At 70.8% G+C, this 9,336-nt stretch carries 9 protein-coding genes; 4 read left to right on the top strand and 5 right to left on the bottom strand.

All coding sequences use genetic code 11. The features are described from left to right. Nucleotides 1–1,186 (top strand): HIRAN domain-containing protein (locus tag VK611_09085; protein HMG41472.1); only part of this gene is annotated, 1,186 nt, incomplete at its 5' end. 32 nt (nt 1,187–1,218) lie between these two features. On the opposite strand, the gene VK611_09080 is transcribed toward VK611_09085, so the two are convergent. The 5 genes from VK611_09080 to VK611_09060 all read right to left on the bottom strand — a co-directional run bounded on the left by VK611_09080 (nt 1,219) and on the right by VK611_09060 (nt 6,801). Then, nucleotides 1,219–2,235, bottom strand: coding sequence for a sulfate ABC transporter ATP-binding protein (locus VK611_09080; GenBank protein ID HMG41471.1), 1,017 nt, complete (start codon nt 2,233–2,235; stop codon nt 1,219–1,221). Continuing rightward, nucleotides 2,232–3,026 carry a sulfate ABC transporter permease subunit gene (locus VK611_09075; GenBank protein HMG41470.1) on the bottom strand — a complete coding sequence of 265 codons (795 nt, stop codon included), beginning with the start codon at nt 3,024–3,026 and terminating at the stop codon, nt 2,232–2,234. The genes VK611_09080 and VK611_09075 overlap by 4 nt, the downstream gene beginning before the upstream one ends. Further along, nucleotides 3,019–3,864 carry a sulfate ABC transporter permease subunit CysT gene (gene cysT / locus VK611_09070; protein ID HMG41469.1) on the bottom strand — a complete coding sequence of 282 codons (846 nt, stop codon included), beginning with the start codon at nt 3,862–3,864 and terminating at the stop codon, nt 3,019–3,021. Before cysT ends, VK611_09075 begins: the two co-directional genes overlap by 8 nt. Next, the gene (locus VK611_09065; protein HMG41468.1) at nt 3,861–4,907 is read right to left on the bottom strand and encodes a sulfate ABC transporter substrate-binding protein; all 1,047 of its coding nucleotides are present in this window, start codon (nt 4,905–4,907) and stop codon (nt 3,861–3,863) included. The genes cysT and VK611_09065 overlap by 4 nt, the downstream gene beginning before the upstream one ends. Before the next feature lie 190 nt (nt 4,908–5,097). Beyond that, nucleotides 5,098–6,801: a cholesterol oxidase substrate-binding domain-containing protein gene (locus VK611_09060; protein ID HMG41467.1), complete on the bottom strand. Its 1,704-nt coding sequence runs from the start codon at nt 6,799–6,801 to the stop codon at nt 5,098–5,100. A gap of 390 nt (nt 6,802–7,191) precedes the next feature. Here VK611_09060 and VK611_09055 point away from each other — a divergent pair, with 390 nt between their 5' ends. From VK611_09055 to VK611_09045, 3 genes are all read left to right on the top strand, one after another. Next, complete coding sequence (locus tag VK611_09055; protein ID HMG41466.1) at nt 7,192–8,301, top strand: ring-opening amidohydrolase; 1,110 nt, start codon at nt 7,192–7,194, stop codon at nt 8,299–8,301. Nucleotides 8,302–8,329: 28 nt separating this feature from the next. Next, nucleotides 8,330–9,076, top strand: coding sequence for a DUF2877 domain-containing protein (locus VK611_09050; GenBank protein HMG41465.1), 747 nt, complete (start codon nt 8,330–8,332; stop codon nt 9,074–9,076). Next, nucleotides 9,073–9,336 (top strand): hypothetical protein (locus VK611_09045; protein HMG41464.1); only part of this gene is annotated, 264 nt, incomplete at its 3' end. The genes VK611_09050 and VK611_09045, both read left to right, overlap by 4 nt.

The raw sequence follows: 9,336 nt of genomic DNA, 5'->3' as shown, positions 1-9,336 counted from the left end.
CAGGTCGGCGGGACGCCCGTCGGCGGGCGCGAGCGCGGGCGCACCCGGCGTGTACCTGCACGGCGGCGACGAGGATCTCGAGGTCGTCGGTGAGAGCTACCGGCAGGACCGGCTCTGGGCGGCCTGCGGTGGCACCCCCGGCGGCGAGAGGGTCCGCCACGAGGTGATCGCGGTGCTGGTGCCGGAGCCGCAGAACCCGGTCGATCCCTACGCGATCGCGGTCCACATCGGGGACGGTCCCGTCGGCTACGTGCCCCGCGATCTGGCACCTGAGTACGGGCCCGGGCTCCACGCGCTGATGGCCGGCTGCGGCGGCTACGTGGCTCTCAACGCCGTGATCGTCGGTGGCGGCCTCCGTGAGGACGGTCCCGGCATGCTCGGCGTCTGGCTGCAGCACGACCCGCGTGCGTTCGGCATCGCACCGCCGGATCGACGCAGCTGGGTCGGACCCCCTCAGCGGCCAGCGCCGTTGGGGGGCACGATGCGCACCGGGTTCACCGAGGCGTGGCTGACCGACGTGGAGGACGACTCCTACGACCTCTCGTGGTTCGACGACCTGCCGGACGCCGACCTGCCGGCGATCGCGTTGCTCCGGCAGCTGCTCGAGACCGACCCCGATCCGATCGACCGACACTTCCAGTTCGCCGAGCTTGAGGCCCGGCTCTACCGCTGTCGTGATCTCTTCGACTCGGCACTCGACGATTTCGACTCCGTCTGCCAGCGCCACGACGCAGAGATGGAGACCATCTGCCAGGCGTTCCTCCGGAAGTGGGGGAAGGTGCCGCTCCTCACCACCTACAAGCAGATGGCCATTCGCCGGCAGAAGCAGAGCGACTGGCAGTCCTGCCGCTGGTGGGCGGAACGAGGTCTGGCGCTCTACGGCGACGCGGCGGCACGCGAAGAGGCCGTCGAAGATCTGCACAAGCGCCGGAATCGCTCCCTGGCGAAGATCGAGGCGCCCGCGAAGAAGACGACGAGGAGGACGACCGTCACGTCGGTGACGGTCGCCGTCTTCCCGGACGGTGACGGCGACGGCGAAGGCGATGGTCGCGAGCCGGCCGAGGCGGTCCGGGCTCCTGACCTCGAAGTGCTCTCCTGTCGCGGCTGCGGGAGATCGTTCGAAAGGGTCAAGGTGCCCGGACGGAAGCCGTCGCTGTGTCCCGTCTGCCGGCTGGGCACTGCCTGACCGGCAAGGCCCAACCGACGCCGGGTGTCAGGTCAGACGGCCTCGGCGGAGGCGACGAGGTCGTCGCCGAGCAGGGGGGCGCCGGTGGTGGCGGCGGTGACGGTGGGGGCGCCGGTGACGGGGCGCAGCCAGACCCGGGAGCCGACGGCGACGCCGAGCGCCTGGAACTCGGTCCGGGACCGTGTGACGAGCACGACCTGGTCGTCGGTGGTCACCTCGACCCGCATCTCGAAGCCCACCCGCACGAGGCGGGTCACCTCGCCCGACGGGGCTCCGCCGCCAGGGTCGGCCACGCTGATCTCGATGTCGTGGGGGCGCACGAGCTGGTCGCCCAGCTGGGTCACCGGGCCGAGGAAGCGCATCACGAAGTCGTTGGCGGGCTCGTCGTAGAGCTGGTCGGGCGTGCCGATCTGCTCGATGCGGCCGTCGTTGATGACCACGATCTCGTCGGCGACCTCGAGCGCCTCCTCCTGGTCGTGGGTCACGAACACGGTGGTGACGTGGACCTCGTCGTGGAGGCGCCGCAGCCAGTCGCGCAGCTCCTTGCGGACCTTGGCGTCGAGGGCGCCGAAGGGCTCGTCGAGCAGCAGCACCTTGGGCTCGACCGCGAGCGCCCGGGCCAGAGCCATCCGCTGGCGTTGCCCTCCGGAGAGCTGCGACGGCAGCCGGTCGGCGAACTGCTCCAGGTGGACGAGCTCGAGCAGCTCCTGCACCCGCTCCCGGATCTCGGCCTTCGGGCGCTTGCGGATCTCCAGTCCGAAGGCGACGTTGCGGAACACGGACAGGTGCTTGAACGCGGCGTAGTGCTGGAACACGAACCCGACGTTGCGCTTCTGGGGCGGCAGGTGGGTGGCGTCCATGTCCTCGATCTCCACCCGCCCGTCGTCGGCGTGCTCGAGGCCGGCGATGATGCGCAGCAGCGTCGACTTGCCGCCGCCGCTGGGCCCCAGCAGCGCGGTGAGCTGACCGGTCGGGATGCTGAGGGAGACGTCCTCGAGGGCGACGAAATCGCCGAACCGCTTCCCGACACCGGTGATCTCGATGCTCATTCGCTGCCCTCCTTGGGACGGATGATCGACACCACCACTATGCAGGCGACCGAGACGATCGCCAGGAGGAACGCCGTGGCGTAGGCGCCGCCCCGATCGAAGTTCAGGTACTTCTCCTCGACCACGAGCGTCGCCGTGCGGGTCTCGCCGAGCACGTTGCCCGACACGACCTTGACCGCCCCGAACTCGCCGAGGGAGCGGGCCAGGCTGAGCACGACGCCGTAGACGACCGCCCAGCGGATCGACGGGAGGGTGATGCGCCGGAACGTCTGCAGCGCGTTGGCGCCGAGGCTCTGGGCGGCCTGCTCCTGCTCGATGCCGACCTCCTCCAGCACCGGCACCACCTCCCGGATCACCAGGGGCAGGGCCACGAACGTCGTGGCCAGCACGATGCCGGGGGTGGCGAAGATGATCTGGAAGCCGGCGTCCTCGAGGGTCGGCCCGAACCAGCCGTCGCGGCCGCCGTAGACCAGGATGAGGGCGAGGCCCACCACCACCGGCGACACCGACAGCGGCAGGTCGATCAGCGGGCTCAGCAGCCGTTTGCCCGGGAACTCGTAGCGCACCAGCAGGATCGAGATGCCCACGCCGAAGACGGTGTTGATCACCACCGCCGCGATCGCCACCTGCACGGTGAGCTGCAGGGCGTGGGTGACGTCCGGGTCCTCGAGGATCGACCGGAGCTCGGTGAAGCCGTCGGCGAACGTGTTCTTGGCCACCAGCGACACCGGCCACGCCACCAGGAGCAGCAGGTACGCGGCGGCGACGAAGCGCAGGACGTACTTACCCACGGTTCGCCACCCGGCGCTGGATGAGGTCGAGCGCCACGATCGTGAACAGCGAGATCACCAGCAGCACCGTCGCCGTGGCCGCGGCGCCGGCGGTGTTGTCGCCCTCGATGCTGATGAGGATCCGCACGGAGGCGACCTCGGTCTTGAACGGCAGGTTGCCCGACAGCAGCACCAGCGACCCGTACTCGCTGACGCCGCGGGCGAACGACAGCGCCGCGCCGGCCGCGATCGCCGGCGTGAGGCTGGGCAGGACGATGCGGCGGAAGGTGGTGAACCGGCTCGCGCCGAGCGACGCCGCCGCCTCCTCGACCTCCCGGTCGAGCTCCTGGAGAACGGGCTGGACCATGCGCACGACGAACGGCAGCGTCACGAACAGGAAGGCGAGGAACACGGCTACCCGGGTGTTGGCCACGTCGACACCGAGGGGGGACTCGGGCCCGTAGAGCGACAGCAGCACCAGGCCGGCCACGATCGTCGGCAGGGCGAACGGGATGTCGATCAGGACCTCCAGGAAGCGCTTCCCGAAGAACTGGTCGCGCACCAGCACCCAGGCGATGAGCGTGCCCATCACCACGTTCACCACGGTGACGAGCAGCGCCACGCCCACGGTGAGCCGGATGGCGGCGGCGGTCTGCTCGTTGGTGACCGTGCGCCAGAAGCCGCTCCAGCCGCCCTCCCCGGCGGTGGCCACGACCGCGGACAGGGGGATCAGCACCAGGAGGCTGAACCACAGCATGGCGACGCCGAGGCCCAGGCCCGAGACGGGCGTGAGGGGCCGCCCGCGGGCCGACCGGCGCTCGCGCGCCGGCCGGCCCGGGGTGACGACTGCTGCTGTCACTCAGACTTCCCTGATTCGAGGATCGCCTTGGTCACGATGCCGTCCTCCTCGTCGAAGAACTTCGTGGAGAGCGCATCCCAGCTCTCGAAGTCGTCGGCGACGGTCAGCAGGTTCTCGACCTCGGGGAACGGGTCGCCGGGGTCGTTGGCGCCCTCGACCTCGTCGACGTCCAGGTCCACGATCGGGCGGAAGCCCTTGAGGGCGAACTGCCGCTGGCCGTCCTCGCTGAGGACGAAGTCGAGCCACTCCTGCGCCTTCGGGTCGGCGTCGGTGAGGACGGCACCCGGGTTCTCGATGAGGATCGTGGTGTCGGGGATGATGTACTCGAAGTCGGTCTCGCCGCTCTGCTTGGCGAGGATCGCCTCGTTCTCGTACAGCATCGCCACGTCGCCGGTGCCGCCGAGGAACGCCGTGGTGGTGTCGCGGCCGCTGGCGGTCAGGGACACCACGTTGTCGACGAACTTGTCGACGTAGGCCTCGGCGTCGGCCTCGCTGCCGCCGGCCTCGATCACCTGGCCCCAGGCGGCGAGGGCGTTCCAGCGGGCCGCACCCGACGACGCGGGGTTGGCCGTCACGATCTCGACGCCGGGCTTCACCAGGTCGTCCCAGGTCTGGATGTTCTTCGGGTTGCCCTCGCGCACGCCGAACACGACGATCGACGACGACACGACGCCCTTGTTGTCACCTTGGTCCCAGTCCTCGGCGACCAGGCCCTCGTCGACCAGGCGGGTCACGTCGCTGGCGACCGAGAAGTGGACGTAGTCGGCGTCGAGCCCGTCGACGACGGCGCGGCTCTGGTCGCCCGACGCCCCGTACGAGGTCTTGAACTCGACGTTCTCGCCCTCGGGCGTCTTGGCCCACTCGTCGGCGATGGCCTTGTTGGCGGCTTCGGGGACGGCGAAACCGACGATCGACAAGGTCGTGCTCTCGCCTCCGCCACCCCCGTCGCCGGAGGTGGAGTCGTCGTCGTCACCGCCGCATGCGACGACACCCAGGAGGCTGACTGCGGCGAGCGCGAGCGCTGCCCGCGAGCGGTACTTCATCGTGGCCTGTCCTTCTGCCCATTGGTGATGTGAATGGTCGGCATTCCGACCTCACCGGTGGACAGTACGAAATGCGACAAATCCAGTCAACATTGTTGTGAAGGTTCCCGAACCGGCCGCGGCGGCGTCGAGGTGTCGGTCCCGAGCCGACGCCCCCTGACGACGCAGGGGGCGTCGGCTCGGGTGGGTCTCACGGCAGCAGCGTGTCGATGAAGCCGTTGCTGAAGAGGCGGTGGGGGTCGTAGGCGTTGAGGGTGGCCCGGGCGGTGTCCCAGTTGTCGCCGGCGGGCTGGCCGGTCCGGTAGGCGTTGGGGATGGTGGTCCCCAGCAGGGTCGGGTCGGCCCAGGCCGACGACGTCGAGTACGCCCACCCCTTCGACCACTCCGCCCGCACGGTGGCGTACGACCCCGAGTAGTTGCCGAGCATCCACTGCTCCATGTCGCGGTAGAAGCTGATCGAGTCGGGCGTGCCGTGGATCGTCAGGACGTCGAACCACACCGCGGTGTCCCACTCCGGGCGGTCACCCCGGGGCCGGCAGGCCGACAGCTGGGGCGACCCCGACGACGGCACCTTCACGTCGCCCGGACGGTCGAGCCCCGAGCAGCGGATCTCCACCGGTCCGTTCACCGGGAACTTGCCCTGGGCCTGGTAGAAGGCCAGCCGGGCCTTGTACCAGACCGAGAACTCGTTGAGCACCCGTTGGACGTTGCTGCGGTTGGTCAGCACCATCGTCCCGTTCTCCGAGTACCGCAGCGTGGTGGGCCGCACGTAGAGCAGGAGGTCCTTCGACCAGCCCCAGATGTCCCAGGTGCTGGTGAAGACGATGCCGCTCTGCACGAGGAACAGCTGCAGCCCGCCGAACGATGGCGTCCCCGACGTGTTGCCCACGGCCAGGTCGGAGAGGAAGTCCTCGAACTCGTCGGGGATCTGGTCGGAGAAGGAGTAGTTGTACGGGCTGCTGACCTGCCGGGCGAAGAACGGCTTCGACGGCGTCGGTGTCCACACCTTCAGCCACGGCGTGTCGGTGAACGGGAACCAGATCGCCTCGACCCGCCCGGCGCTGTTCAGGTAGCTGGTGAACGTCCGCCCGCCCGACCCCTGTGGGGCGAACAGCTCGGCGGTCGGGATGTTGTACCAAGTCTGGCAACGCAGCCGGTAGTTGGCTCCGACCTGCAGCGTCGCGGACGTGAGGAACGCCCGCCCGAGGTGGGTGAGGAACGCCTTGATCTCGGGATCGGACCGGCTGAACGTCTTGAGCACGTACTGGTTCTGGGAGGCGTTCCACACCACGGCGGTCAGCGAGGTGACGAGGTTGCTGAGCGAGCCGTAGGTGTGGCCCGACGTGAGCGTCTCGCCGTTGCGGGGCAGCGAGGCGCCGTGGGCGTCGATGGCGAGCGCGCCACCCAGGGTCAGGTTGCCGATGGCGGGCACGCCGGCCATGCCCAGGTTCTGGGCCTGGAGCGCGGTGAGGATCGCCTCCATGGTGGCGCCGGCCTGGGCGGTCACCGTGGCCGGCGACGAGCCGGCGCTGACGGTGATGGTCTTGAGGTTCTTGGTGGTGTCGACGAGCAGCACGTGCGACAGGTCGGCGCCGTTGACGATCGTGAGCGGCGACCAGTTGTGCATGGCGCCACGGGGCCGCACCTTGTAGCCCTGCGTTCGGGCCCAGTTGCAGATGGTGACGACGTCGTCGGCGTTGGCCGGCGCGCAGGTCCACACCGCGTCGACCACGATCTCCTTGGCCCAGTTCTCGAACGCCTGCTGGTAGAGCGGGATGCCCGCCGGGAAGCTCGGCGGTGTCGGCAGCGTGGCGGCGGCCGCGCCGGCGGGCACCGTGAAGGCCGGCGACCAGCCGAGCGCGGTTGCCGCCGTGGCGGCGCCACCGGCGGCCATCCCGGCGATGAAACCGCGCCGCGATAGTCCGTTTTCAGGCGCGATGGTTTGACGTTCTCCAGGCACGTTCGTTCCCCCCGTTCGAGCGCGCCTCAGCAGCGACCCTGGCCACCGTTGACCGAGTACACCAAGGTTCACCAGCGCAGACGCGCGCCGATGTGATGATCTATTGGCCGTGTACGGCGAGGTGATAGCCGCGGCGCTGCAGCGTGCTCCCCCGCTCGTTCATTGCCCAGTTAGCCCACTATCTGACGTCAAATCAGATGTGGCAAATGTAACACGTTCTCGTTTTTGTGCAAGGTGGCCGATCCGGCGATCCAGGGCGTCTGGCGCGGCGACCTAACCTCGGCGCCGGCAGACCAGACCCACTGCACCGACAGGAGCCCCGCCGTGCCGTTCGTGGTCCACAAGGTCGTTCTCGAGAGCGTGTCCGACGCCGCGGGGCTGGTCGGGCTGATCGAGGCGGGAGCGTTCGCCGCGGACGAGGTGGTCGCGGTGGTCGGGAAGACCGAGGGCAACGGCGGCGTCAACGACTTCACCCGGATCCTGGCCGACCAGGCCTTCCGCGGTGTGCTGCTCGACCGGGGCACCCGCAGCCGGGCCGAGGTCGAGCAGGTGCCGATGGTGTGGTCGGGGGGCACCGACGGGGTCCTCACGCCGCACGCCACCGTGTTCGCCCGGGTGCCCGGCGAGGCCTCCGGCTCGGAGCCGCGCCTGTCGGTGGGTGTGGCGATGAGCGACGTCATCCTCCCCGAGCACATCGGCCGGCCCGAGATGGTGGCGACCGTGGCCGAGGGCGTGCGCCGGGCGGTCGCAGAGGCGGGCATCGACGACCCGGCCGAGGTCCACTACGTGCAGACGAAGACACCCCTCCTCACGATGGCCACCATCGAGGAGGCCCGGGCCCGCGGCGCCGCCACCGTGACCGACGAGCCGCTCGAGTCGATGAACCTCTCCAACGGCACCACGGCGCTCGGCATCGCCGTCGCCCTCGGCGAGATCGACACCCCCACCGCCGACCAGATCGGCCACGACCTCTCGCTGTACTCGAGCGTGGCCTCGTGCTCCTCGGGGGTCGAGCTCGACCGGGCCCAGATCGTCGTCGTGGGCAACGCCTCCGGGATCGGCGGCCGCTTCCGGATCGGGCACTCGGTGATGCGCGACGCCCTCGACGCCGACGGGATCTACGCCGCCATCCGGGCCGCCGGGCTCGACCTGCCCGCCCGTCCCGTCGCGGCCGACCTCGGCGACCGGCTCGTCAACGTGTTCATGAAGTGCGAGGCCGACCCGACCGGCCGGCTGCGGGGCCGCCGTCAGGTCGCCCTCGACGACTCCGACGTCCACCACCACCGCCACATCAAGGGTGCGGTCGGGGGCGTCGCCGCCGCGGCTACCGGCGATCCGGCGGTGTTCGTCTCGGTGGCCGCCCTGCACCAGGGCCCCTCGGGTGGAGGTCCCGTCGCCGCCGTGGTCGACGTCGGCGACACCGGCGACGCCTGAACCGGGACGACGCCCTACGCTTCGGTACTTGAGGACTTCCACCGCGGCGGTGACGAGCGCGAGCGTGCTGGTGCGCGACCTGCTGGTCGGACCGGTGCGGCGGGCGGAGATCGTGGCGACCGGCCCGATGGCCACCTACCTCGACGTCGACGGCCGCTTCCTGGCGGTGGTGGCGGCCGGCGGGGTGCGGTTGCCCTGCGCGGTGGTGCTCGGTCCCGGCGGTCGGCCGCCCGTCGGCCCCGACCTGGCGGTCGGCGAGGGCCACATCGCCCCCGGATCGTGGTTCGATCCCCGGGTGCGGGTCGGCCCGGTCGAGCCCGCGGCGCTGGAGCTCCTCGCAACCGAGCTGCGGCGACGGCCCGGTGAGGACCCCTTGCTGCCCGCCGACGCCGTCGATCGCCTGGCCGAAGCTTTGAGGAGCGGGGATATCGACGCGGCCGTGGCGGCCCTGGTCGGCCGGGGGAGCGGCCTCACACCGGCGGGCGACGACCTGCTGGCCGGGGCGCTGGCCGCGCTCCGGGCCGTGGGATCACCGGCGGCCGACGACCTCGCCACCGCGGTCCGGAGGTGGGCGCCGGGCCGCACGACCCGGTTGTCGCTCGCCCTCCTGGAGGCCGCCGACGTCGGCGCCATGATCCCCGAGGCCGAGGCGGTCCTGCGGGCAGTTCGGGCCGACGACGAGCGGTTCGAGCCGGCGCTCGACCGGTTGCTGGGCGTGGGGCACACCAGCGGGTGGCACCTGGCTGCCGGGTTGACGGTGGGCTTGGCCGCATGACGCAGCTCGTGCGGGTCGAGCGCGGCCGTTACCACGACTCGGTGACGCTGATGCGGGCCAGCGCCGCCGGCTCCGGGCTGGACGGCGTCGGGGCGGTGATCGCGGCGATGGCGACCGAGCTCAACCTGGGCCTGCTCGCCGACGGCGGCTTCCCGCTGCCCGAGGTGACGCCCGACGACCTGGTCGTCGCCGTGCAGGCCGACGACGACGCGGCGGCGCAGGCCGCGGTGGCCGAAGTCGAGCGGGTGCTGGCCGAACGG

Source organism: Acidimicrobiales bacterium (assembly GCA_035316325.1).
Taxonomy (GTDB): domain Bacteria; phylum Actinomycetota; class Acidimicrobiia; order Acidimicrobiales; family VFJN01; genus DASXTK01.
Note: the sequence above shows the minus strand (reverse complement) of the source record. Positions and strands in the feature narration are given on the sequence as shown.